The organism is Streptomyces griseoviridis (genome assembly GCF_005222485.1).
Taxonomy (GTDB): Bacteria; Actinomycetota; Actinomycetes; order Streptomycetales; family Streptomycetaceae; genus Streptomyces; species Streptomyces hintoniae.
The window spans coordinates 8,642,895-8,666,961 of sequence record NZ_CP029078.1 but is presented as its reverse complement, the minus strand read 5'-3'; the positions used below and the strand labels follow the sequence as shown (position 1 = coordinate 8,666,961).

Below are 24,067 nucleotides of genomic sequence, written 5' to 3'. Positions count from 1 at the left end.
TTTCGGACACGCGGGTGGCGTAATCCGTCATGTTCCCCGGACCCGCGCCCGCGTCCCGGATCTGCGGCCTTTACCGCTCCGTAACGCGTGACCCGCCGGATGGCAGGGTCCTGACCAGCGTGGATGCAGGATTCCTTCATTGACGGGCGGATTGGTGCTGATTAGCGTCAGCGCCATGACCTGCCGAGCCCCCGGGGACACCGTCGACGAGCTGGACCGCCGCATCATCGCCGCGCTCCAGCTCAACGGCCGCGCCCCGTGGAGCGCGGTGGCCCGCTGGGTGGACGCCAGTGAGACGACCGCCCAGCGGCGCTACCGGGCGCTGCGCGAGCGGGGCGTGCTGCGCGTCGTCGGCACCCTGGAGCTGGACCGGACGCGGGAGGGATCCTCCATGCTGGTCCGGGTGCAGGCCAGGCCGGGGCGCGGCCTCGAGGTCGCCGACCGGCTCACCGCCAGCCCGGACGTCCGGTTCGTGGCCGTCGTCACCGGCGCCGCCGACCTCATCGTCGACTTCGTCGCGCGGGACAACGACGAGATGATGCGGATGCTGTTCACCGACCTGCCCGCGGCCGACCTCATCACCAGCACCGAGGCGGTCCCGGTGATCCGCGCGTTCACCTCGGCGTCGATGTGGGACACCGGGCTGCTGCCGCCCGAGGCGGCGGCGGACCTGCGGCCGGCCACCCTGGCGTCGTCGTGCGACCGCGCCGACTGGGACGAGGCGCCACAAGCGCTCAACAGCCTGGAGCAGGACGTCGTCGCGGCCCTGAAGCAGGACGGCAGGACCCAGGTCAGCGCGCTGGCCAGGAGCCTCGGGCACACCGAGTCCGGTGTCGCGCGGGCCATGGACCGGCTCATCGCGCGCGGCATCCTCCAGTTCCGCACCCTGGTCGAACCGGCGCTGCTCGGCTACGACGCCGAGTTCATGGTGTGGCTGTCGATCGAGCCGGACCGGCTCGACGCGGCGGGGCGCCAGCTCGCCCGGCACTCGGGCACCAAGTTCCTGGGCGCGGCGACCGGCCGCTTCAACCTCGTCGGCCACATGGTGCTGCCCAGGCGCACCGACCTGTTCCGCTACACCAGTGACGTCATCGGGGCGCTGCCGGGGCTGATCGCCTCCGACGTGACGCTGCATCTCGTCACCATGAAGTACTCCTGGCACCGGATGACCCGCACCGCCTGAGCGCCCCCGCCGAAGGCCCCGCGGCCGCCGTCCAGTGTCCGCGCCACCCTCCCGTGCCCGCCCGCTTCCGTTCCCGACCCCCGTGGAGACCCCATGCCCACCGAAGACTCCGGCCTGCCCGCGGAGAGCTGGCGCTGGCCCGAAGAGACCTGGCGCGGTCAGGTCGACGCCGTCCGGGCCGGCCGCAGGCTGGTCCCCGACCGCTGGCCGGGCGGCGCCCGGGTCGCCGTCGCCCTGTCCTTCGACTCCGACCACGAGACGATCCCGCTGCGCGACGGCGAGACCAGCCCCGGGCGGCTCGCCCAGGGCGAGTACGGCGCCCGGGTCGGCGCCGGGCGGGTCCTTGAGCTGCTGGCCCGCTACGGCGTCCCGGCGACGTTCTTCATGCCGGCGGTCTCCGCGCTGCTGCACCCTGAGGAGGCCCGCGCCTACACCGGGGACGGGCACGAGCTGGCCGTGCACGGCTGGATCCACGAGCGGAACATGCTGCTCGGCCACGCCGACGAGCGGGAGCTGACCGCCCGCGCCCTCGACACGCTCACCTCGGTGACCGGGCGGCGGCCCGTCGGCATCCGCACCCCGTCCTGGGACTTCTCGCCGTCGACCCTCGCGATCATGCTGGAGCTCGGCTTCGGCTACGACTCGTCGCTGATGGCGGACGACGAACCGTACGAGATCGTCGCGGCGGGCCGGCCCACGGGTCTGGTGGAGATCCCGGTCGACTGGATCCGCGACGACGCCCCCTACTTCACGATGGACCGCTACGGCTCGGTGCGCCCGCACAGCCGGCCGCGGGACGTCGGGGAGATCTGGCGGGACGAGTTCGACGCGGCCTACCGGGACGGCGGGGTCTTCCAGCTCACCCTGCACCCGCATGTCATCGGCCACCGCTCGCGGCTGGTGGTGCTGCGGGAGCTGCTCGACCACATCGCCGCCCACCCGGGTGTCTGGTACGCCACGCACGCCCAGCTCGCCGACGCGGCGCGCGCGGTGCCGCACCCCACCGGCGTCCCCGGTTCTCCTGTCCCACCCGCTTCCGCGGTCTCCCCCACCCCTCCCGTCCCACCTGTTCCTCCCGCCTCCCCCACGCCTCATGCCTCTCCCGTCCGTTCCGTCCCCGACGCCCCGGAGCACACGCCATGAACACCGGATCCGCCACACCGGCAGGCCCCCGCCGGCAGGAGGGCGGCCTCCCCGCCCCCGGCAGACTGAACGGCGCCCAGCGCAAGGCCATCGTCGCCGGAACCATCGGCAACACCGTCGAATGGGTCGACTGGGCGCTCTACTCGATCTTCGCGAAGGTCATCGCCGACGAGTTCTTCCCGAAGGGCGACAGCGGGGTGGCCCTGCTGTCCACGCTCGCGGTCTTCGCCGTCGGGTTCGTGATGCGCCCGGTCGGCGCCGCCGTCCTCGGCGCCTACGCGGACCGGCACGGCCGCAAGAAGGGCATGACCCTCACGGTCGCGCTGATGGCGGGCGCCGGTTTCGCCATCGCGATCACGCCCTCGTACGACGCCATCGGGGTGCTGTCGCCGCTGCTCCTGCTGGTGGCCCGGCTGGTGCAGGGCTTCTCCGCCGGTGGCGAGTTCGGTTCCTCGTCGGCCTTCCTGGTCGAGTCGGCGGCCCGCGGCCGGCGCGCGTTCGCCGGGTCCTGGCAGCAGGTGTCGGTGGCCGGCGGTGTCCTGATCGCGTCGCTCCTGGGCACCCTCACCACCTCGGTGCTCAGCGACGACGCCCTGCACTCGTGGGGCTGGCGCCTCGCGTTCGTGCTCGGCGGCCTGCTGGGCCTGGTCGGCCTCTGGCTGCGGGTCTCCGTCGAGGACACCCACTCCTTCACCCAGGCGCAGGACGCGGGCCGCACCCGCGTCAACCCGGTGAAGGCGATGTTCGTCGAGCATCCGGCGGCCACCCTGCGGGTCGTCGGCATCACGATCGCGGGCACCCTCACCTACTACATCTGGGTCAACTACCTGCCCACGTACGCCAATCTGACCACCGGCATCCCGCTGAAGAAGGCGCTGCTGTCGCAGACGCTCTGCCTGGTCGTGTTCGTGATCGCGCTGCCGTTCGCGGGGCTGCTCTCGGACCGGCTCGGGCGCAAGCCCACCATGGCGGCGTTCGCCGGCGGGTTCGTGGTGCTGGCGTGGCCGCTGCTGCACCTGCTGAACGACAGTTTCCTCAGCCTGTTCCTGGTCCAGCTGATCGGCATGCTGCTGATCCTCGGCTACTCGGCGAACTGCGCGGTCATCATGGCCGAGCAGTTCCCCGCGGAGGTGCGCGCCACCGGCATCGCCCTGCCCTACGCGCTGGCCGTCGCGGTCTTCGGCGGCACGGCCCCCTACCTCACCACCTGGATGCACGAGAGCGGGCACAGCGATCTGCTGTGGATCTACGTGTCGGTCGCGTCGCTGATCTCCCTGGCCGTCTATCTGACGATGCCGGAGACCAAGGACAAGGAGTTCCACTGATGACGCACGTCCTCGTCACCGGTGCCGCGGGCGGCATCGGCGGGGCCATCGCGGAGGCGTTCGCGGCCCGGGGCGCCTTCCTGACGCTCGCCGACCGCTCCCCCGACGCCCTCGACGCCACCGCCGCCCGGCTCGGCTCCCGGGTCGCGACCCGCGGCGCCGATCTGACCGACCCGGAGGCGCCCGGCGCGCTGGTGGAGGCGGCCTGGGCCGCGCACGGCCCGGTGGACGTCCTGGTCAACGCGGCGGGCGTCTACCCCTCGCTCGACATGGCCGAGGTGCGGGCCGCCGACTGGGACCGGCTGTTCGCCGTGAACCTGCGCGCGCCGGTCCTGGCGACGGCCGCGTACGCGCGGCTCGCCGTCGCCGCGGGCCGGCCGGGCTCGGTCGTCAACATCTCCTCGGGCTCCGCGCTGCGGGCCCGTCCGGGCGGCGGCCCCTACGCGAGTTCCAAGGCGGCCCTGGAGATGGCCACCCGCGCCGCCGCCCTGGAGTTCGGCGCCCACGGCATCCGCGTCAACGCCGTCAGCCCCGGGTTCGTGCCGGTCTCCAGCGACTGCAACCCCGTCTCCGAGCGGTACGCGGCAGCCATCGGCGCCAACCCGCTGGGGCGCCCGGGAACCCCGCAGGACATCGCCCGCGCGGTGTGCTGGCTCGCCGGGTCCGACGCCTCCTGGATCACCGGCGAGATCCTGCGGGTGGACGGCGGGTCGAGCACCGGCGCCCTGCATCTGCCGCGCATCTGGCAGCCCGACGACACCCGCGCCGTCGCACCCGGCGCCGAACCGGTGGCCGGCGCCACGGAAGGATCCATCCGATGAACGACACCACCGCGCAGCGGGCCGCCTACACGGTCGTCGGCGCCGGGGCGATCGGCGGCACCCTCGCCTTCGCCCTCGCACGGGCCGGCCACCCGGTCACCGTCGTCGACGCCGACCGCGACCACGTGGCGGCGATCCGCGCCGAGGGGCTCGTCGTGGCCCGCGGCGACACGCGGTCGAGCGTGGCCGTCACGGCCGTCACCCCCGACGAGTTCGACGGCACCCTCGGGCGGGTCCTGCTCGCCGTGAAGGCGCAGGCCACCGGAACCGCCGTCGACTGGATCGCGCCGCGCCTCGCCCCGGACGGATATGTGGTCTCGCTCCAGAACGGCTTCAACGAGGCGCTGATCGCCGAACGGGTCGGCGCCGGGCGCACGGTCGCCGCGTTCGTCAACATCTTCGCGGACGTCGTCGAGCCGGGCGTCGTGCTCGACGGCGGGGCCGGCGCGCTGGTCGTCGGGGAGCCCGAGGGGGCGCCGGTCAGCGAGCGTGTCCGCGACCTGGTGGCCGACCTGCAGAGCTGGGGTCCGGCGGTGGCCAGCGACAACGTCGAGGGGTACCTGTGGGCGAAGGCGGGGTTCGGCGCGATGCTCGCCGCGACCGCGCTCGCGGACGCCCCGATGGCCGACCTCATCGACCGGCACCGGCCCGCGATGGCGGCCCTGACCGGCGAGATCTTCGCCGTGGCCGACCGGCTGGGCGTCACCCTCGAGCCCTTCGACGCCTTCGACCCGCTGCCGCTGCGGCGGGCGGCCGACCCGGCGGACCGCGACGCCGGGTTCGACCGGCTCACCGCCTGGCTGCGCACCCAGTCCAAGGACCGCAGCGGCATCTGGCGCGACCTCGCGGTGCGCCGCCGTCCCGTCGAGGTGACCACCCACTACGCCGACGTCTTCGCGCACGCGGCCCGCGAGGGGCTGCCGACGACGCTGCTGCGCACGGTCGTCGACGGGCTGCTGCTGCTGGAGGGCGCCCCGCAGGAGATGGCGGAGTCACGCCTCGACGCCCTCGACCGGCTCGCCGTCGACGCGTCCCGGGCCGCCGCCGTGCGGGAGTGGCTCGAAGGGCACCGCGAGGAACTGGTCACCGACCTGGCCGACTGCACCGCCCAGGGCAGCGCGAGCGACGACCCGGACGCCCTCGACGCCTGCCTCGGCTGGCTGCGCGACTGGCTCGACCGGCGCCTCGGCACCCCGGACGCCGAGGAGATCCTGCCGCGCGCGGACGCCGGGGACGTCCTGGTGCGCCGCTACCCCGGCCGGGACAGCGCCGCCGGCGACGGCCGCCCGGTGCTGCTGCTCGGGCACTACGACACCGTCTGGCCCACCGGCACCCTCGACGACTGGCCGTTCACGCGCGACGGCGACCGCGTCACCGGCCCCGGCGTGTTCGACATGAAGGCCGGGCTGGTCCAGGCGGTCTGGGCGCTGCGCGCGCTCGACGCGCTCGGGCTGCCCCGCCCGGCCTGCACCCTGATGCTGAACGGCGACGAGGAGACCGGCAGCCTCGCCTCCCACGAGGCCATCGTCGAGGAGGCCCGGGGCAGCAGGCTCGCGATGGTCTTCGAGGCCGCGGCGGACGGCGCCATCAAGACCGCCCGCAAGGGGGTCGGCCTCTTCACCCTCACCGTCACCGGCCGTGAGGCCCACGCGGGGCTCGACCCGGCCGCCGGGGCCAGCGCGGTCGACGAACTCGCCCACCAGATCCTGCGGCTGGCTGGACTGCGCGACCACGAGGCCGGCACGTCCCTCAACGTGGGCGTGGTGGAGGGCGGCACCCGCAGCAACGTGACGGCGGGCCGCGCGGTCGCCAGGATCGACGTCCGGGTCGCCTCGGCGGCCGAACGCGAGCGGATCAGCCGGGCCCTGGCCGCCCTGACGCCCGTCGACGCGCGCACCCGGGTCGAGATCACCGGGGACTGGAACCGCCCGGTCTTCGAGCGGACCGAGCAGGTGGCCGCGCTCGCCGGGCTGGCCCGCCGGTGCGCGGGGCTGCTCGGCGAGGAGCTGGCGGAGGCGTCGGTCGGCGGGGCGAGCGACGGCAACTTCGTCGCCGCGGCGGGCACCCCGGTCCTCGACGGCATCGGGGCGCTCGGCTCGGGCGCGCACGCCCGCTCGGAGAACACGTCGGTCTCCGGCCTGGTCGGCCGCTCGGCGCTGGCGGCCACCGTGCTGGTGGCACTGGCCGCCGACTGACCCGGCACGGACCCGCCCACCGGCCGTCCGACGCCCCCGGGGTCCGCCCCCGGGGGCGTCGGACGGCCGTCCTGGTCCCGGAGCCGCGCCGCCTCGTCAACCGGGCGGGCGTCGTGCCCGCGCCGGACGGTGGCCGAGAACGCGTCAGGTCCCGGAGCCGCTGCTCCGGGACCTGACGGAAAAGGGTGATCAGGCGGGGGTGATGTTCTCCGCCTGCGGGCCCTTCTGACCCTGAGCCACGTCGAAGGTCACCTTCTGACCCTCCTGCAGCTCACGGAAGCCGGAGGCGTTGATGTTCGAGTAGTGCGCGAAGACGTCCGGCCCGCCGCCGTCCTGCTCGATGAAGCCGAAACCCTTTTCGGCGTTGAACCACTTGACGGTTCCGCTGGCCATGCTGAGCCTTCCAGTCCGATGTCGAACCCGCACCTCGCGGGCCCGAAAACGATGTCCCTGCCGCGCGCAGCACAACAAAGCGCCCGCGCCAGAGCGCGGGCAGTCACTGCGGGCAACGACATCTAGCAGCGACGCTACACGCCGGAACGGGTCCCCACCAGAGAGAAATTGCCTGTTCCTGTGCGAGGAACGAAGCATCACCCCCTCCTGACCCCCGCGACACGCCCGGCAAACGCCCGCGACCAGCGGTTGTACGGGGCGGTCAGGACCGGCGCGCGGGCGGTCGCGGGGGCGCGATCGCGCCCCCGTGAACCGGTGTCCGGGGCCGGTGGCGCCCGTCCGCGTCAGTCGTTCGTGTCCCAGATCGGGGCCGAGGCGCGGGCCGTCCGGATGTCGTCGTTGGACGCTCCCGCCGCGATCATCGGCCAGACCATCTCCTCATCGCTGACGGCGAAATCGACGACGACGGGGGCGTCGTCGATCTCCAGGGCCTTCCGGATGGTCGCGTCGAGGTCCTCGGCCCGGTCGCAGCGCAGGCCCACTCCGCCGTACGCCTCGCCCATCGCGGCGAAGTCGGGGATCCGGCGGGTGGCGGAGTCGATGCCGAAGTGGCGGTCGTCGAAGAAGAGGGACTGGAGCTGACGGACCATGCCGAGGCCCGCGTTGTTGATGACGGCGACCTTGATGGGGATGTTCTCGATGGCGCAGGTGGCCAGGGTGCGGCAGGTCATCTGGAAGCAGCCGTCGCCGTCGACGGCCCAGACGGTGGTGTCGGGCAGGGCCAGTTTGGCGCCCATCGCGGCGGGCAGCGCGTACCCCATGGTGCCCAGGCCACCGGAGTTGAGGAAGGAGCGGGGGCGCTCCAGCGGGAGGTAGTGGCTGGCCCACATCTGGTGCTGGCCGACCCCCGACGCGTACACGGCGTCGGGTCCGGTCAGCAGGCCGATGCGTTCGATGACCTGCTGCGGGGAGAGCGAGCCGTCGGGCGGGGTCCGGTAGGTCAGGGGCGCGGCCGTGCGCCAGGCGTCGAGACGGTCCCACCAGCCGTCCAGCGGCGTGCGGTGCGCGCCGTCGTCGAGGCCGCGGACCGCCTGCGTGAGCGCGGCCAGGACGTCCTTGGCGTCGCCCACGATCGGCACGTCGACCGCCCGGTTCTTGCCGATCTCCGCCGCGTCGATGTCCGCGTGCACGATCTTGGCGTGCCGGGCGAACGTCGTGGGGTCGCCGGTGACCCGGTCGTCGAACCTGGCCCCGACGGCGAGCACCAGGTCGGCGTGCTGGAGCGCGGCGACCGCCGCCACCGTGCCGTGCATGCCCGGCATCCCGAGGTGCTGCCGGTGGCTGCCGGGGAACGCGCCGCGCGCCATCAGGGTGGTGACCACCGGGACGCCGGTGAGTTCCGCGAAGCGCAGCAGTTCGGGGGCGGCGTCCGCCTTGATGATCCCGCCGCCCGCGTAGAGGACCGGCCGCCGGGACGCCCGCAGCAGGGACGCGGCCTGTTCGAGGCTGCGCGGGTGCGGCCGGGGCGTGGACGGCACGCCGGGCAGGTCGACGCGGGCGGGCCGCACGTACGGCGCCCGCTCCTGGAGGACGTCCTTGGGGATGTCGACCAGGACGGGTCCCGGGCGTCCCGTGGTGGCGAGGTGGAAGGCCCGCGCGATGACGCCCGGGATGTCCTCGGCGGCGCGCACCAGCCAGTTGTGCTTGGTGATGCCCTGGGTGATGCCGCAGATGTCGGCCTCCTGGAAGGCGTCGGTGCCCAGCAGGCCCCGGGTGACCTGTCCGGTCACCGCGACGACCGGGACCGAGTCCATCGCGGCGTCGGCGAGCGCCGTCACCAGGTTGGTCGCGCCGGGGCCCGAGGTGGCCATGCAGACGCCGGGTCGGCCCGTGGCCGTCGCGTACCCGGCGGCGGCGTGTCCCGCGTCCTGTTCGTGCCGCACCAGGATGTGGCGCAGCCGGGTGGAGTCGAGGAGCGGGTCGTAGGCGGGCAGGATCATCCCGCCCGGCAGCCCGAACAGGACGTCCACGCCTGCCTCTTCGAGCGCCCGGACCAGGAGCTGGGCGCCCGTCATCGTCTCTGTCACAGAAAGGTTCCCCATGCGGTGTGCGCGAACGCGACGGCGTCGCCTCGCGTGTCGGTGGGGGCTCTCCGCGAGCTGGGACGCGCGCGTCGCGTGCGGATCGGCGACACGGCGGAGAGCCGTAAAGGATGCGCACGAGGATCGACTCGGCCGTGAGAAAGCGGGCGCGGACACCCCGTGATACCGGGGTCTGCCGACGTCTCCGCAGACATGTGGTGACCAGTGTAGGCGCCGGGACGCGGCGGCGGGAGCGAACACGTCACCCGGACGGAGGTCGCGGGACCGGGCGGGTGAGCCGGCTCCCGCGGCGGCCTGCCGCGTTCCGGCACGCGGGCGCGCGGCGGCGGGTGAGCACCATGCCGCGGTAGCGGCCGCCGGCTCCGAGCGGGCGAACGCGCGGGCGAGTGGGCGAAGGCGCGGGCGGGCGACGGCGGCGGGCGGGCGCGGAGTGGTCGCGCGCCGCCGGCCCGGTTCCTGAGTGGTCCGGGCCGGTGTTCGGGCTCGTCGGGCCGTTGTACGGGCTCGTCGGGCGGGTGTGCGGGCTCGTCGGGCCGGTCTGCGGGGCCCGGCCGCGCGTGGCCGGGTCAGAGCGGCTCGACGACGTCACGCGGGGGTCGGCCGCCCGGACCCGCGGTCCGGGTCAGTGACTGGGGCCCCGGCCGCCGCCACGGCGGTCCTGACGGTCCTGGCGGTCCTGGCTACGGCCGCCGCCGGGCTCGTCGAACTCGATCTGCTCCTTGCGGACCGTGTCGCTGATCTCCTGCTGCTCGGTGACCTTGTCGGTCTCCAGGTGGACCCGCTCGACCGCGACGGCCTCCTTGCGGACGACCGGGCGTTCGGCGTGCAGGATCACCTCGCGCTCCTCCTCGTGGATGCGGGCGCTGACGCCCGTCTCACCCTCTCTGATGGGCTCCCGGACCACGCGGACCTCCTCGTGGCTGATCGGGATGGTGGTGGTGACGTTCTCCGTCACGACGACCTTGCGCAGCCGGGCGTGCCCGACCTCGCTCTCGGTCTTGCCCACCCTCAGCCGCTCCTCGGAGCGGATCATGTCGCCGTGCTCCATGCCGTCGGCGGAGCGTCCCGCGCCGGCCATGCCGGACGTCGAGGCGTCGCCCGTCCTGCGCTGCGAGGCCGCGCCCCCGACAGCACCGGCGGCGCCGGCCGTTCCGGCCGTGCCCGCGGTACCGGCCGTGCCCGCCGTGCCCTTGTCGCTGCGCAGCGAGTCGCCGCCCTTGGAGCCGTGCAGCGAGTAGTGGCGGTAGAGGGCCTGCTCCTCGTCCTGGTCGAGGTGTCCGTCCGCCTCCACACGGGGGGCTTCCTTCACGAGATCCTTGCGGTAGGCGACCTGGAGTCCCTGCTCGTTGCGGCGGGCGCCGAGCAGCGGCACGAAGGACTCCTTCGTGCCGAAGAGACCCGTCGAGATCGACACCCACTCCGGCCGCCCGCTCCTGTCGTCGAGCCACACCTGGGAGATCTTGCCGACCTTCTCGCCGTCCGGGTCGTAGGCCGTCAGGTCGCGCAGGTCGCGGGTGCTGAGGTACGCATCCTCTGTCATGAGCCCTCTCCTCCGAAGCGCGCGGCAAAAGGATGGACCCTTATGCGGACATACGCGCCCTTCCAGCTACACACGTCGCGCGCGACCGCGCAAACGGGGAGCAAAAGGTTGAATCCGGGCATATTTCAGAGAACATGTCAGAGAACATGAGAGAACACGCGGCACGAGCGCATGTGGGGGGCGCGACGGCTGCCCGGCAGCGCCGGACGGATGAACGGGCGCGAGCGCGCGCGGGCGCGTGGGCGCGTGGGCGAACGCGCGGGCGGGCGGGCGCGGGCGGTGAGCGGACGCGCGGGTGAGCGCGGGCGCGCGCGGGCGCGTGGGCGCGTGGGCGAACGCGCGGGCGGGCGGGCGCGGGCGGTGAGCGGACGCGCGGGTGAGCGCGGGCGGTGGGCAGGCGGACGGGCGTGGGCGGTGGCACGAATGCGCGGGCGGGCGCACAGGCGCGCGTCGGCACAGGATGTACCGATCACGCCCGTGCCCGCACACCCGCACGCCCCCGCACCCCCGCACGCCGCCGCGCCCGCGCGCCCGGCGGATTCAGTCCGTCGATTCCTGTGGATCGGGATGCTCGGGGTGGACCGTGTCCGAGCGCTCCTCCCCCTGCCTGCGCGCTCCCGCCTCGTCCGGGCTGGGCAGGTTGTCGTCGTCACCGGAGCCCTGGGGGCGGGTACCGCCCCAGCCGCCGTCCGCGGCTCCCGCCTGCTGGTCGGGCATGTCCCTCGGGATGGGCGCCCCGTGCTCTCCGGGGCCTTCGAGTCGACGATCGGTCATGGCGTGCTCCCTTTCTCCCTGTTCGGCATCGGCCACGGTCACGCATACCTCGACTCCGCCAGGCGAAACGGTTCTCCGCCCGAAGTCGGCGGACCGGCGCCCGTCCGGCACCCACCGGTACCCGCCAACGGGGCGCGGCCCGGCGAGGAGTGCGCGATTACCTGCCCACCAGAGGGAAGGAGCGCCATAGGGACACGCGTGTTCGAACAGAGTCAGGTGCCGCACCGGCCGGGAAGACCGGTGCGGCCGTGGGACAGTCCGGTTCTCGACAGGGTGGTGAGCTCATGGAATCGCTCGTCTTCGACAGTGACGACCTTCAGGTGACGGAGGAGTTCCTCAGCCACGCCTACGCCAGGATGACCATCGGCAGCAGCAGGCCGGGCGCGGGCCGGGCCAAGGTCCGGCGCGACACCATGCCCTCGGTGAGCATCGACGAACTCGACCTCGACTTCGACATGAGCTACTCGGTGAACCCGCTGGGGAAGATCTGCCTCTGCCTGATGCGCGACGGCACCATCGAGGACCACGTCTTCCAGGGGGTGCGGGACACCTTCGGACCCGGCGACCTCGTCTCCTTCGCGCCGCCCGACCTGCCGTACGCGGGGCGCGTGTGCAGCGCCCGCTACAACATCACGATGCTGGACCCCGCCCTCCTCGACCAGGTGGCCGCCACCGACGCGTCGTCACCTCTCCAGCCGGTGCGGCTGACCGGGCACCGCCCCCACTCCGAGGCCGCCGCGCGCCGGCTCGGGAGCACCATCACCTATCTGCGCGACCACGTCCTCGCCGATCCGACGATCGCCGGGGAGCCGCTGATCGCCTCCACCAGCGGCCAGTTGCTCGCGGCGAGCGTCCTCGCGACGTTCCCCAACACCGCGCGCACCGACCCGAGCGCGCAGGACCGCACGGACGCCCACTCGGCCACCGTGCGGCGGGCCGTCGCCTACATCGACGACCACGCCGACCAGCCCGTCACGGTCGCCGAGATCGCCGCCGCGGCCCATGTCACCGTCCGCGCCCTCCAGTACGCCTTCAGACGCCACCTCGACACCACCCCGCTGGCCCGGCTGCGTGAGGTGCGGCTCGCCCACGCCCACCGCGAACTGCGGGCCAAGGCCGCGGACGACACCACGGTCGCCGCCGTCGCCGCGCGCTGGGGCTTCCACCATCCCGGCCGGTTCGCGACGCTCTACCGCGCCGCCTACGGCGTCGGCCCCTCCGACACCCTGCGCGGCTGACGGCGGCTCACTCACGGGCGGCGCCCGGCGGCGGCGCGACGACGCTCACGGGGGTGGCGCCGCGCCCCGTCAGGGCCGTGTCGAGGGCGTCGCGGAGCCGCGCGGGCAGCTCACCGAGCCGGGGCCAGCGCACGAGGTGCTCGGCGACCTCCCGCAGCTTGATGTTGCAGTGCTGCGAGATCTCCCTGAGCACCTCCCAGGCGGTGTCGGGGCGCAGCCCCGCGTAGGCCACCACGACCCCGATCGCCTGGTCGACGACGGCGTGCGAGGCGACGGCCCGGTGCAGCTGCGTGACCTCCTCCCGCAGGGCGGAGATTCTGCTGTCGTGTTCGTGTTCTGACATCGTGCGGGCTGTTTCCCTCCGGGCACGGCGACGGGCTCACTGTCACGGTGCCCCCGGAAAGCGGGAACAGCGGGCCGGAAAACGAAGAGTTGCCGCGCCGGCCGTCCAGAACACGAAACGGGCCCGCGAGCCCGCCCACGGATCACGGGCGGGCGCGGGGCAGGGCCGCGGGCGGGCGCACGAAGGCCGGAGGACGATCGCCGTCCTCCGGCCCTCTCTGTGCTGATCCGGCGGAACCGGCCCGGCGGCGCCGGACCTCCGGTCCGCGTCGGCTGTCCGGTCCGCGTCGGACGTTCCGTGGCGCGCCCGGCGTTCCGTGGCGCGCCGGACGTTCAGTCCGCGCCTCTGACGATGTTCTGCTCCCCGCCGGTGGGCGCGACCGCCGTGACGTCGCGGTCCACGACCGCCGGAACGCAGGTGCGCACGCCCCCGTCGCGGGGGCGGCGGGCCAGCGCCCAGCCGGTACGGGCGATGCGTATGGACGGTGTCCGTGCGGTGCCTCTGGTCACGGTCGTCATCTGTCCTCTCCGTCTCCGTGGTCCCTGGCGTAACGGTCGTTGCCTGGTGTCGCCTGTCGGTTGCGCGTCGTCGCCGACGCGCGACGTCTCCCCCTCGGGTAGCCCGATCCTCTGTGCGAAAACCCGCCACGGCGCGGAGACCTCGCGATGTCGGCGGCCCGGCCGGGCGCGAGTCCGCCGTCCCCACGAGGGCTCGCGTCCACCGGCCGGGCCACCTCGCCCGCCGTCTCTCGGCGACGGGCGGCTCCGGGGGCGACAGGGAGGACGCGCCGGGACGCCGGGAAGTTGATCGCCGCGACGATCTCGTCCTGGCGCTCGTCATCCCGCTCGTCATAGCGCTCGTCATGGCTCGTCCGGTCGCGTCGGATGTCATCCGATCGCGTCCGATCGCGTCCGGTCACCGGTCGGATGCCGCGCCCGGGGGGTGTACGCGCGGGCCCGTGGGCGCCGTCGTCGACAGGCGGGTGCCCCCCACCTGACCGTAGGCTCGTCGAAAGCCGGGGCAGGTCATGGACGGCGGATCGCCCGGGTGCGGCCCTGGTGGGAGGAGCCCATGTGACAGCGTCGGCGTCGCCGCCGGGTGACAGCGGCCCAGCAGATCGGCAGGACGCGGGGTACGAGCCGGACCCACGGCGCTGGCGGGCCCTGTGGGTCACCCTGGTGGCCGGTTTCATGACCCTGCTCGACGTGACGATCGTCGCGGTCGCCCTCCCCACCATCCAGCGCGATCTGCACGCCTCACCCGCACAGGTGCAGTGGGTGGTCTCCGGATACGCCCTGACCTTCGCGCTCGCCCTGGTCACCGCCGGACGCCTCGGCGACGCCCTGGACCGGCGCCTCATCTTCCTGCTGGCGCTCAGCGGCTTCGTGCTCTTCAGCGCGGCCTGCGGAGCGGCCCCCGACATCACCCTGCTGGTGGTGGCCCGGCTCGCCCAGGGCCTCGCGGCCGGTTTCATGGCGCCCCAGAACTCCGCGCTCATCCAGCAGATGTTCCGCGGCGCCGAACGCGGCCGCGCCTTCGGGTTCTTCGGCTCGATCGTCGGCATCTCGTCCGCCGCGGGACCGCTCACCGGCGGCGCCATCCTCGCGCTGGCCTCCGGGCCCGACGGCTGGCGGTGGATCTTCTACGTGAACGTCCCGATCGGCGTCCTCGCCGTCCTGCTGGGCCGCCGGCTGCTGCCCCGCACCCCGGCGACCGGACGCGGTCAGGTGGACGTGCCCGGCGTGCTGCTCCTGGGCGTCGGGGTGCTCGCGCTGATGTGGCCGCTGGTCCAGGCGGACTCGGGCGGCATCACCGACCTGTGGTGGCTGTTCCTCGCCGGCGCCGCCGTCCTCGGCCTCTTCGTGGTGCGCCAGCGTCGGCTCGTCGCCCGGGGCGGCGTGCCGCTGCTCGACCCGCGGCTGTTCACCACCGTGCGCGGATACGCCGTCGGCGCGGGCGTCGGCACCCTGTACTTCATCGGCTTCAGCGGCGTCTGGCTGGTCTTCGCCCTCTTCTACCAGCACGGACTGGGGTTCAGTCCGCTCCGCTCCGGTCTCGCCGTGACCCCCTTCGCGCTGGGCACGGCATGTGCCGCGGTCGTCGCGGGGCGCATGGTGGAGCGTTTCGGCCGCCTGCTCACGGTGGGCGGCCTCACGGGCGTGATCATCGGTCTGGGCGGTACAGCGCTGCTGCTGTGGCTGCTGCCGCTCGACACCGCGCCCTGGGTCGCGGCGCCGGTGCTGTTCATCGGCGGCGTCGGCGGTGGCTTCGTGGTGTCGCCGAACATCACCATGACGCTGCGGGACGTCCCCGTGCGCATGGCGGGCGCGGCGGGCGGCGCCCTCCAGACCGGCCAGCGGCTGGGCGCGGCGGTGGGCACCGCCGCGCTGCCCGGCCTCTTCTACCTGATGCTCAGCAGGGGCGAGGACTACCGTTCCGCCGTGGTCACCGCGCTGGTCGCGGCCCTGATCGGGATGGCGGCGTCACTGGCGCTCGCGACCTTCGACTGGCGGCGCGACCGGCGGGCCCGCACCGCGCACCGCCGCTGCCCGGACGAGGTGGCCAACGACCCGGTCCACTCCCGCCAGACCTGACCCGCCCCGGACCGGCCCGGGGGCGCGGGCTCAGAACCTGGGGTCGGGTGTCTGCGCCTGGACGAGTTCCGCCGCCTCCTCCCGCGTCTCGACCGACGGCGGGGAGCCCTCCAGGGGCGCGTTGGCCGTCTCCTTCATGCACAGGACGGCGACGACGCCGATGACCGCCGCGGCCATGGCGTAGTAGGCCGGCATGAGATTGGTGCCGAAGACGCTGATCAGCGCGGTGATCACCAGGGGCGTGGTGCCGCCGAAGAGCGAGGTGGCGACGTTGTAGGAGACCGACAGGGAGCCGTAGCGCACCTGGGTGGGGAACATCGCCGGGAGCGCGGAGGACATGGTGCCGAGCATCGTGACCAGGGAGAGCCCCAGCAGGAGCAGTCCCAGGGTGATGAGGACGACGTTGCCCTGCCGGATGAGCAGGAAGGACGGCACGGAGAGGAAGAGGAAGCCGAGCATCCCCGCCATCAGCACCGGCCTGCGCCCGAACCGGTCCGAGAGCCGTCCGACCCGGTTGATCACGCACATCTGGAGGACCATCACGAGGAGCAGGATGAGCAGCCCGTGGTTGGTGCCGTAGCCGAGTTCGTCGGAGAGGTAGGTCGGCATGTACGAGAGCACCATGTAGTCGTTGATGTTGTACGCCGCGACGAGCGCGAGGCAGAGCAGCAGCGACCTCCAGTGCCGGGTGAAGATCTCACGGAGGTCGGCGACGGCGGAGGGCTCCACGGTGCCGGCCGCCTCACCCGCCTTGGCGTGGCCGGCCTGGGCGTCCTCCAGCTTCTGGAACGCGGGCGTCTCGTCCAGCTTGAGCCGCAGGTAGAGGCCGATGAATCCGAGCGGGGCCGCGACCAGGAAGGGGATGCGCCACCCCCAGTCGACCATCTGGCTCTCGCTGAAGACGCTGGTGAGGATCACGACGAGCCCTGAGGCCGCGACGTACCCGGCGAGCGTGCCGACCTCGAGGAAGCTGCCGAAGAACCCGCGCCGCTTGTCGGGCGCGTACTCCGCGATGAAGGTGGAGGCGCCCCCGTACTCGCCGCCGGTGGAGAAGCCCTGCACCATCCGGAAGAAGATCAGCAGGACCGGGGCCCAGAAGCCGATGCTGGCGTGCGGCGGGATGAGGCCGATCGCGAAGGTGCCCACCGCCATCATGATCATGGTGATGGAGAGGATCCGCTTGCGGCCGACCTTGTCACCGAGCGGTCCGAAGACCATGCCTCCGAGGGGGCGCACCAGGAAGGCCACCGCGAAGGTGGCGAAGGAGCTGAGCAGTTGCGCGGTGTCGTTGCCCGAGGGGAAGAAGACCTTGCCGATGGTCGCGGCGAGGTAGCTGTAGATGCCGAAGTCGTACCACTCCATGGCGTTACCGAGGGCGGCGGCCTTGGTGGCGCGCTTGACCGCCGCCTCGTCGGTCACCGTGATGTCGGTACGCCGCAGCCTCGGGTGGCGTCGTTTCTCGATCGCGCGGAAGAGCACCCTGTGGCGCCTGACCGCGGCGGGGTCCACCGACTTGTCGTTGTCGGTCGCCGCCATGACGGTGTTCCTTTCGCCGGACGTGTTGCCAAGCAGAACACCTGCGCGCTTTGGCCGCCCGCAAACGACCCGCTTCGTGCGGCGTCCGGGCGGCCACCGAGCGTGACGTCCGGCGGGTCAGGGGCGGCGGCGGTCGGAAGGTCGGGCGGTCCGGGTGTCCGCGCCGGGTGTCCGGCCGCTCGTCACCGCGTCACCCGGACGGTGAGGAGGGCGGTGTCGTTCCTTGGGTTGTGGTCGAAGTCGGGGTGGATCCCGTAGACGGAGGTGGCGGTCGCGGTGCCGCGTGTGACACCGGGACGGGCCTTCTTCGGGGCCTTCAGGCCGAAGGTGTGGCTGATGGACTGCCCGACCTCGACGAGGTTGTCGGCCCGCCAGCACACATAGGTGCGGTGGCCCGGCTCGGAGGGACCGGCGGGACCGTCGACGGCGAACGGGGCGCACTCCTTGGGCACGGTGACGGCGGTGGTGCCCGGCGGGATGCGCACCAGCAGCCCCGGCTGGTCGTCGCTCTCCTGGTTGTGGACCCAGCCGGGACCGTTGTCGCGCAGTCTGACCGTGGCCTTCACCACCCGGCCCGGCGCCACGTCGACCCGGTCCCCGACGGCGGCCAGGTCCGCGGTGCTGTCCACGGAGAGGGCGAGGCGGCGGTAGGCGTCGTCGTAGCCCGCCGTCTCGGGTGGCGTGCCGTCGGCTCCGGTGCCGTACTCGACGACCTCCAGCAGTCCCTTGGGCAGCACGGTGAAGCGGACCGGGGTGGTGACGGAGGCTCCGGGCGCGACGGCGGTCCCCAGCCGGCAGCGCGCCTGCCGCACCTCGCCGGGGAGGGTCGTGTAGGCGCAGTCCGCCGCGGTGTCCGTGAAGGCGAGGCCCCGGGTCAGCCGGATCCGGAAGGTGACGTCGGTGGCGGGAGCCGGGCCCCGGTTGGTGACGGTGACGGCCCTGTCGTAGCTCTCGCCCGGCTTCGGCGTGGCGGTCGGCAGCGCCGAGACCACCAGGTCGGGCCCGGCGGTGCCGGCGTGGGCGGCGGGCACGGCGGCCTGTGGCACGGCGACCCCGATCAGAGCGGCGGCCAGGGACCCGACGGTGCCCCGCAGAGGTATCCGCACGGTAGGTCTCCTCGGTTCAAGTGGAGTGCGGCGGACGGCACTTGGACCGTCCGCCGGGACACCTGCTGGACCCGCGAAGGCACCGGGAGGTTGTAGCGGCGGGCGGTCGCAGACCCGCGAGGAGCGTCGCCGGGTGGCCGCGCCAGACGTCGGGCACGACCGTCGTCAGCGCGGGCACCGTCCGCCCGAGGGCCGCGAGGAGCAGGAGCAGGTCCTCGGCGGTGAGGAGGGGGCCTGATGGCAGGTTCGGCGCTGGCCTGGGCGGGGGCGGACTGACCTCGTACGCGTGGCGGGCCGGGATTGCGGCGGGAGTGGCCGAAGCGGGGGTGGATCTCATCCGGGTCGAAAGGGACGGGAGTTGAGGGCGGTACCGGGAGTCGGGTCAGGCGCGTGCGGTGGCGAAGCGGTTGGCGGGGCGGGGCAGCCCCAGCGACTCCCGCAGGGTGGCGCCCGGTCGGGGCGCGCGGTGCAGTCCCTCGGCGGCGAGGGCCGGCAGCACCCGCTCGGTCAGGACCGGCAGGTCGACGGCGAGGACGGCGGGGTGCAGTCTGACGCCGTCCACGAACTCGGCGAGCGCGCGCAGCAGTTCGGTGAGGGCCTCGGCCGATCCGACGTGCCGCAGCCGCCCGGTCGGTGGCCAGGGGGCGTCCGCGTCCAGCTCCGCGAGCCGGTCGGCGGCCGGGGCCCGCGCGTCGAGGACGACCTCCACCTCCGCGAGGACGAGCGGTGCGCCGTTCTCCCTGGCGGTGGCGGCGCGGGCGGCGATCGCGGGGACGGTGTCGCGTGCCACCAGGACGAGATCGGCGCGGGCGTCGACGTCCAGCGCGTCCGGGGCGAGGACGACGACCTGGCCCTGCGGCGGCCTCGGGGTGATCAGGGGCCCCTTGACGGTGAAGGTAGCGCCCTCGAAGTCGATGTGGTGCACCCGGTCGGCGTCCAGGAAGCGGCCGGTGGCGGAGTCCTTGACGATCGCGTCGTCCTCCCACGAGTCCCAGAGGGCGCGCGCGGTGTCGATGACATCGGCGGTCTCGGCGGCCAGCGCCTCGGCGGAGAGGAAATCCCGTCCCACGGTGGCGAGTTCGGCCGCCGTCGACGCGGCGCCGACGACCCAGCCGGCCCGTCCGTGGGACGCGTGGTCGAGACCCGCGAGCTGGGTGGCGAGGTGGAAGGGTTCGGTGGTCGTGACGTGCAGGGTGGGCGCGAGCCCGATCCGGTCGGTGAGAGCCGACAGGTACGCGGCGCGGACGCCGGCCTCGATCCGTGCCACGGGTTGCCCGGCGGCCTCGGGCGGCAGCGGCGAGTCCGCGAAGGTGACGAGGGTGAAGCCGGCGTTCTCGACGGCCGCGGCCGTCTCTCGCAGCGCCCCGGGGGTGAGAGCCGCGTCGGCCGGACGGCCCGGGTGGCGCGGCGCGGCCGGGTGGGCGCCGTCCCCGTCGGCCTCCAGGGCGAGGTACAGGCCGGGCAGTCCTGCGGCGGGTGCGGTCATGGGGGTTCCTCCGGTGTTCGGTCCGGGCGGTGCGGGACACGGGCGGGCGCGACGGAGGCCACCGCCCCGGCGGGGCCTCGCGCGGCGGACGTCATTCGTGGGTGGGTCGCGGCCGTCGGCGGGCAGGGGTGGACGCGGGCGGGCGCCGAGGGGCGGAGGTGGGGAGCGGAGAGGCAGCGGTCAGCGACAGGTCTGGTCGAACTGATCGGCGCGGCGGCCCACCCAGAACGGGTCGAGCAGCACGGTGCGTGCCTGGCCTGCGGTCTCCATGCCCGGATCAAAGCACACGGTTCGACGAGCGTCCACCACCCCTCCGCCGCCCCCTCCCCCGCGACTCGGCCGCCGCGACCGGTGCGGTGCCGACGGACGCCGTCACCGGCCGCGGGTGCGGTTCAGTCGGCCGGGCCGTAGGTCCGCAGATAGTCGAAGTGGGCTGTCGCACCAGCGGTGTTGAGGGAGACCAGGCCGATGCGCGGTGTCTCCAACAAGGGCAGGGCCCAGGTGCCGGTCCTGGTCCAGTGGATGCCGTCCGTGCTGGTGGCCGCCCGCACCTGGTGGGTGCCGTCGCCCTCGTCCGCGTGGTGGAACAGGCGCATCCGCCCTGCCGGTCGGCGACGGCCAGCAGGCCGGCGCCGTTGTAGTCGGCAATGTAGCCGAATCTGATCCGGGTGGTGCCGTCGTCCGGGCCCGAGGAGCAGCCGGCCGCGGAGAGGCCGAGGGCGGTGGCGGAGAGGGACGCGAACACGTGCCCTGCCCGAGGACCGAGGAGCTGCGGCTGTCAACGGAGTTCACCCGCATCCGCAACGAGGTGTGGCAGGCCGTCCACCACCAGGGACCGGGATCGACGTCCACGATCCGGTGGACGCGGCCGGGCCGCGCGGCCATCACGACGACGCGCCGCGCCAGACAGACGGCCTCGTCGACGTCATGGGGGACGAAGACGACCGGCCGGCGTTCGCGGCTCCAGGTGGCGAGCAACTGGTCCTGGAGCCGGACCCGGGTCAGCGCGTCGAGGGCGCCGAACGGCCCGTCCATCAGCAGGACTTCGGGGTCGACGGCGTAGGCGCGGGCGATGGCGCAGCGCTGCTTCATGCCGCCCGCCAGCGTCTTGGGCAGCGCGTCGGCGAAGTCGGTGAGGCCGACGAGGTCGATGGCGCGGTCGGCGCGCAGCCTGCGTTCGGCAGCGGGCAGCGAGGTGAGCCGCAGCCCGAACCAGGCTACGACACGGGATCGCGGCCGGACGTGACGTGCCCCGTGAACCCGTCCCGTCCGCCGCCGTGTTCGGACCACCGGAGCGCAACCGCGCCTTCCTACAGTCCCGTTGCCGGGACGGGGCCGACCGGGATGTCCCCGCGCAGTGTGATCCGGTGCATGACGCGGTGCTGGTCGCCGTAGTCGCGGTTGGCGTAGTGGGAGGTGGCGCGGTTGTCCCAGATCGCGATGTCGCCCGACTGCCAGCGGTGCCTGACGGTGTGTTCGGGCTTGGTGAGGTGGGCGTAGAGAATGTCGAGGATGCCCCGGCTCTCGTGCTCGGAGACGCCGGTGATGTGCGAGGTGAAACCGGGGTTCACGAACAGGCCCTTGCGGCCGGTCTCGGGGTGGACGCGCACCACGGGGTGCTCCACCGGGACGAGGTCGGTGAAGACCTCGCCGTCCCAGAGGTTCCCGCGTCCCTCGCGCCGCTGGGCGAGGTAGTAGCCGAACTCGCGGCTGCCGTCGTGCACGGCGGTCAGCGGGTCGATGAGGGCGCGCAGCCCCGGGGTCAGCGACTCGTAGGCGAGCTGGCTGTCGGCCCAGGAGGTGTCGCCACCGTGCGGTGGCAGGACCACGGCGCGCAGCACGGAGATCGCGGGCGGCCTGCGGACGAACGTCACGTCGGTGTGCCAGACGTCGGCGAACCCGTTGTCCTGGCTGTCGAGGGAGTAGACCTCGTCGGGGACGTCCCCCGAGTCGTGGACCGGGTGGCCCGCGGTGACCTCGCCCAGCCGGCGGCCGAGGTCGATCTGCGCGTGGTCGTCGATGTCCTGGCCGGGCAGGAAGATCACCTTGTGGGTGACAAGCGCCGTGCGCAGGGCGGCCACCTGGTCGTCGTCGAGGTGGCCGAGGTCGATGCCGCGCACCTCGGCGCCGAAGCTCGGGCCGAGCGGGTCGATCAGCAGGCCGGCGGAGCCGGGACCTGTCGGGCGGGTCGCCTCGGGGTGGTGGGACGGTGCGGTGATGACGGTCATGCTGATTCCCTTTCCGTTGGTGTGCGGTCCTGGGGCCGGTCCTTGTGAGCGGTCCTTGTGAGCGGTCCTTGAGTGATTCCTGAAAGCGGTTCCTGCGAGCGGGCCTTGAGCGTTGACGCGAGCGGTCCTCGCGACCGGTGCCGGTGCTTGGTCCTCATGTCGGTTCGGCCGGCGCGTCGTTCAGGCCGCGGCGGCCTTCACCTCGTGGCCGACGCGCGCCCGGAGTTCCGCGAACTCCGCGCTGCCGCGCAGTTCTTCGGCGTCGACGCCGTCGCGCGGGAGGTCGACGGGCAGGTCGAGGACGACGGTCCCCGGACGTCTGCTCAGCACCACCACCCGGGAGCCGAGGAAGACCGCCTCGTCCGCGGAGTGGGTGACGAACACGGTGGTGCGGCCGGTCCGCGCGGCGACCTGGCGCACGTCCTCCTGGAGCCGCTCGCGGGTCAGGGCGTCGAGCGCGGCGAACGGTTCGTCGAGGAGCAGGACGGGGTTCTCGGCGGCCAACGTGCGGGCGATGGCGACGCGTTGCTGCTGGCCGCCGGAGATCTCCCAGACCCGCCGCCGTTCGGTGCCGTCGAGGCCGACGCGGTCGAGGAGTTCGGCCCGCCGCCCGGCCCACCGGTCCTTGGGGACGCCCGCGTAGCGCAGCGCCAGATCGACGTTGCCGCCGACGGTGCGCCATGGCATGAGGCGCGGCTGCTGGAACACCACGCCCGCGGCGTGCCCCGGCCGGGGTGCGGCGCCGGAGACCCGCACGGTGCCGTGGGTGGGCTGTTCGAACCCGGCGAGCAGCCGCAGCAGGGTGCTCTTGCCGCAGCCGGACGCGCCGACCAGCACGACGAACTCGCCCGGCTCGACGTCGAGTCGGACCGGGCCGACGGCGGTGACGGCGTCGTCGCCCCGGCCGTAGCGGTGGATGACGTCGTCCAGGCGCACGGCGCCGGGGAGTTCGGCGCCAGGGAGTGCGGCGCCGGTGGTCGGCCGGGGGCCTCCCGTCTCACGCGAGACCATCGGGCAGCCCCTTCAGATAGAGCGCCTTGCGGACGGTCTCCTCGGACGGCGCGGCCTCGATCTGTTTCTGGCCCGCGAGGAACGCCCCGGTGTCGGTCAGATAGGAGGCGAGCCGTCCTGGGCTGCCCTCGGTGCCGAGCCAGTCGGCCGAGGCGATCTGGCGCGGGGTGAGGAAGACGCCCTGGGAGAGCTGGGCCTTGGCGTCGGCGAGGCTGATGCCGAGTTCGGCGGCGATGGCCCGCGCCGAGCCCTCCGGGTCGGAGGCGAGCCGGCGCAGCCCTTCGGCCTCGACCTTGCGCCAGGTCGCGATGGTCCCGGGGTCCTCGGCGATCAGCGCGTCGGAGACCACGGCCAGGTCCAGGGTCGGCTTGCCCTGCGCGCCTATCTCCTTGCTGCTGGTCAACTGCGTTCCGTCGGCGCGGAGTTCGTCGAGGGCGGGCAGCCACACATAGGCCGCGTCGATGTCGCCGCGCTGCCAGGCGGCGAGGATCGGCTGCGGCTGGAGGTCGATCAACTTGACGTCGGAGGCGCTGAGTCCGGCCTGTTCGAGGGCCGCGAGGAGGCTGTAGTGCGAGGTGGACGCGAAGGGGGTGGCGACCGTTCTGCCCTTGAGCCCCGCCACGTCGGTGACGCCGGTGGACTTGCGCGCCACCAGGGCCTCGTTCTCGCCCGCGACGTCGAGGACGAAGGCGACCTTGTAGGGGATCGGCGAGGAGCCCGCGATGCCCCGCGCGAACGGGCTCGATCCCAGGGCCGCGATGTCGAGGGAGCCGCCGATGAACGCCTGGTTGACGCTGGCGCCCGAGTCGAACTTGATCCAGGAGATCGTGTGGTCGGGCAGCGCCTTCTCCAGCAGCTTGCGGTTCTTCACCAGCAGGTCGCCGCTGGGGAAGGCGAAGTAGCCGACGCGCAGCCGCTTGCCGCCGCCGGATCCGCCGCCGTCCGAGGAGCAGCCGGTGACGGCGACGGACGCGGCGCCGAGCGCGGCGGCGAGCAGGGCGCGGCGGGTCGGGCGGCTCGGGGGCAATCCGGTGCGGGCGCCGGTCTCC

The 24,067-nt window shown here is 73.6% G+C and carries 19 protein-coding genes and 2 pseudogenes; 7 read left to right on the top strand and 14 right to left on the bottom strand.

Features of this window, described 5'->3' with window-relative positions:
* Positions 1-175 precede the first annotated feature (175 nt).
* The 5 genes from DDJ31_RS37390 (at position 176) to DDJ31_RS37370 (ending at position 6,667) form a co-directional block, all read left to right on the top strand.
* Complete coding sequence (locus DDJ31_RS37390) at positions 176-1,183, top strand: Lrp/AsnC family transcriptional regulator (RefSeq protein WP_127175992.1); 1,008 nt, start codon at positions 176-178, stop codon at positions 1,181-1,183.
* Between the two features lie 93 nt (positions 1,184-1,276).
* The gene (locus tag DDJ31_RS37385; RefSeq protein WP_240677937.1) at positions 1,277-2,326 is read left to right on the top strand and encodes a polysaccharide deacetylase family protein; all 1,050 of its coding nucleotides are present in this window, start codon (positions 1,277-1,279) and stop codon (positions 2,324-2,326) included.
* Positions 2,323-3,651 (top strand): MFS transporter, encoded by a 1,329-nt coding sequence (locus DDJ31_RS37380; RefSeq protein ID WP_127175993.1) that lies wholly within the window; start codon positions 2,323-2,325, stop codon positions 3,649-3,651. Before DDJ31_RS37385 ends, DDJ31_RS37380 begins: the two co-directional genes overlap by 4 nt.
* Positions 3,651-4,472 carry an SDR family NAD(P)-dependent oxidoreductase gene (locus DDJ31_RS37375; protein ID WP_127175994.1) on the top strand — a complete coding sequence of 274 codons (822 nt, stop codon included), beginning with the start codon at positions 3,651-3,653 and terminating at the stop codon, positions 4,470-4,472. The genes DDJ31_RS37380 and DDJ31_RS37375 overlap by 1 nt, the downstream gene beginning before the upstream one ends.
* Positions 4,469-6,667, top strand: a complete 2,199-nt coding sequence (locus DDJ31_RS37370; RefSeq protein WP_127175995.1) for a M20/M25/M40 family metallo-hydrolase — start codon at positions 4,469-4,471, stop codon at positions 6,665-6,667. The genes DDJ31_RS37375 and DDJ31_RS37370 overlap by 4 nt, the downstream gene beginning before the upstream one ends.
* Positions 6,668-6,856: 189 nt before the next feature.
* On the opposite strand, the gene DDJ31_RS37365 is transcribed toward DDJ31_RS37370, so the two are convergent.
* The 4 genes and pseudogenes from DDJ31_RS37365 to DDJ31_RS37350 all read right to left on the bottom strand — a co-directional run bounded on the left by DDJ31_RS37365 (position 6,857) and on the right by DDJ31_RS37350 (position 11,476).
* Complete coding sequence (locus DDJ31_RS37365) at positions 6,857-7,060, bottom strand: cold-shock protein (protein WP_093833226.1); 204 nt, start codon at positions 7,058-7,060, stop codon at positions 6,857-6,859.
* 344 nt (positions 7,061-7,404) lie between these two features.
* Positions 7,405-9,192, bottom strand: a pseudogene (locus DDJ31_RS37360) (acetolactate synthase large subunit); the annotation flags it as partial.
* 592 nt (positions 9,193-9,784) lie between these two features.
* Entirely contained in the window at positions 9,785-10,702 is a 918-nt protein-coding gene (locus tag DDJ31_RS37355) for a DUF2382 domain-containing protein (RefSeq protein ID WP_127175997.1), read from the bottom strand.
* 540 nt (positions 10,703-11,242) lie between these two features.
* On the bottom strand, positions 11,243-11,476 hold the full coding sequence (locus DDJ31_RS37350; protein ID WP_127175998.1) for a hypothetical protein: 234 nt from the start codon (positions 11,474-11,476) through the stop codon (positions 11,243-11,245).
* Between the two features lie 284 nt (positions 11,477-11,760).
* Here DDJ31_RS37350 and DDJ31_RS37345 point away from each other — a divergent pair, with 284 nt between their 5' ends.
* On the top strand, positions 11,761-12,714 hold the full coding sequence (locus DDJ31_RS37345) for a helix-turn-helix transcriptional regulator (protein ID WP_127175999.1): 954 nt from the start codon (positions 11,761-11,763) through the stop codon (positions 12,712-12,714).
* A 7-nt stretch (positions 12,715-12,721) separates the two neighbouring features.
* Here DDJ31_RS37345 and DDJ31_RS37340 read toward each other — a convergent pair whose 3' ends face one another.
* Together DDJ31_RS37340 and DDJ31_RS37335 are read right to left on the bottom strand one after the other, a co-directional pair.
* Complete coding sequence (locus tag DDJ31_RS37340; RefSeq protein ID WP_127176000.1) at positions 12,722-13,057, bottom strand: ANTAR domain-containing protein; 336 nt, start codon at positions 13,055-13,057, stop codon at positions 12,722-12,724.
* 332 nt (positions 13,058-13,389) lie between these two features.
* The gene (locus tag DDJ31_RS37335; protein ID WP_127176001.1) at positions 13,390-13,575 is read right to left on the bottom strand and encodes a hypothetical protein; all 186 of its coding nucleotides are present in this window, start codon (positions 13,573-13,575) and stop codon (positions 13,390-13,392) included.
* Positions 13,576-14,130: 555 nt separating this feature from the next.
* Here DDJ31_RS37335 and DDJ31_RS37330 point away from each other — a divergent pair.
* The gene (locus tag DDJ31_RS37330) at positions 14,131-15,651 is read left to right on the top strand and encodes an MFS transporter (protein WP_171480953.1); all 1,521 of its coding nucleotides are present in this window, start codon (positions 14,131-14,133) and stop codon (positions 15,649-15,651) included.
* Between the two features lie 30 nt (positions 15,652-15,681).
* On the opposite strand, the gene proP is transcribed toward DDJ31_RS37330, so the two are convergent.
* From proP to DDJ31_RS37285, 8 genes and pseudogenes are all read right to left on the bottom strand, one after another.
* Positions 15,682-17,187, bottom strand: a complete 1,506-nt coding sequence (gene proP, locus DDJ31_RS37325) for a glycine betaine/L-proline transporter ProP (RefSeq protein ID WP_127176002.1) — start codon at positions 17,185-17,187, stop codon at positions 15,682-15,684.
* 182 nt (positions 17,188-17,369) lie between these two features.
* Positions 17,370-18,293 carry a DUF11 domain-containing protein gene (locus tag DDJ31_RS37320; RefSeq protein ID WP_127176003.1) on the bottom strand — a complete coding sequence of 308 codons (924 nt, stop codon included), beginning with the start codon at positions 18,291-18,293 and terminating at the stop codon, positions 17,370-17,372.
* 382 nt (positions 18,294-18,675) lie between these two features.
* On the bottom strand, positions 18,676-19,779 hold the full coding sequence (locus tag DDJ31_RS37315) for an LLM class flavin-dependent oxidoreductase (protein WP_127176004.1): 1,104 nt from the start codon (positions 19,777-19,779) through the stop codon (positions 18,676-18,678).
* A 392-nt stretch (positions 19,780-20,171) separates the two neighbouring features.
* Positions 20,172-20,375, bottom strand: a complete 204-nt coding sequence (locus DDJ31_RS37310; protein WP_127176005.1) for a hypothetical protein — start codon at positions 20,373-20,375, stop codon at positions 20,172-20,174.
* Between the two features lie 244 nt (positions 20,376-20,619).
* Positions 20,620-21,069 (bottom strand): annotated as a pseudogene (locus tag DDJ31_RS37300) (ATP-binding cassette domain-containing protein); the annotation flags it as partial.
* Positions 21,070-21,089: 20 nt separating this feature from the next.
* Complete coding sequence (locus tag DDJ31_RS37295) at positions 21,090-22,007, bottom strand: TauD/TfdA dioxygenase family protein (RefSeq protein WP_127176006.1); 918 nt, start codon at positions 22,005-22,007, stop codon at positions 21,090-21,092.
* A 180-nt stretch (positions 22,008-22,187) separates the two neighbouring features.
* On the bottom strand, positions 22,188-23,018 hold the full coding sequence (locus tag DDJ31_RS37290; RefSeq protein ID WP_127176007.1) for an ABC transporter ATP-binding protein: 831 nt from the start codon (positions 23,016-23,018) through the stop codon (positions 22,188-22,190).
* Positions 23,005-24,015 (bottom strand): taurine ABC transporter substrate-binding protein, encoded by a 1,011-nt coding sequence (locus tag DDJ31_RS37285; RefSeq protein WP_240678359.1) that lies wholly within the window; start codon positions 24,013-24,015, stop codon positions 23,005-23,007. The genes DDJ31_RS37290 and DDJ31_RS37285 overlap by 14 nt, the downstream gene beginning before the upstream one ends.
* Between the last annotated feature and the right edge of the window lie 52 nt (positions 24,016-24,067).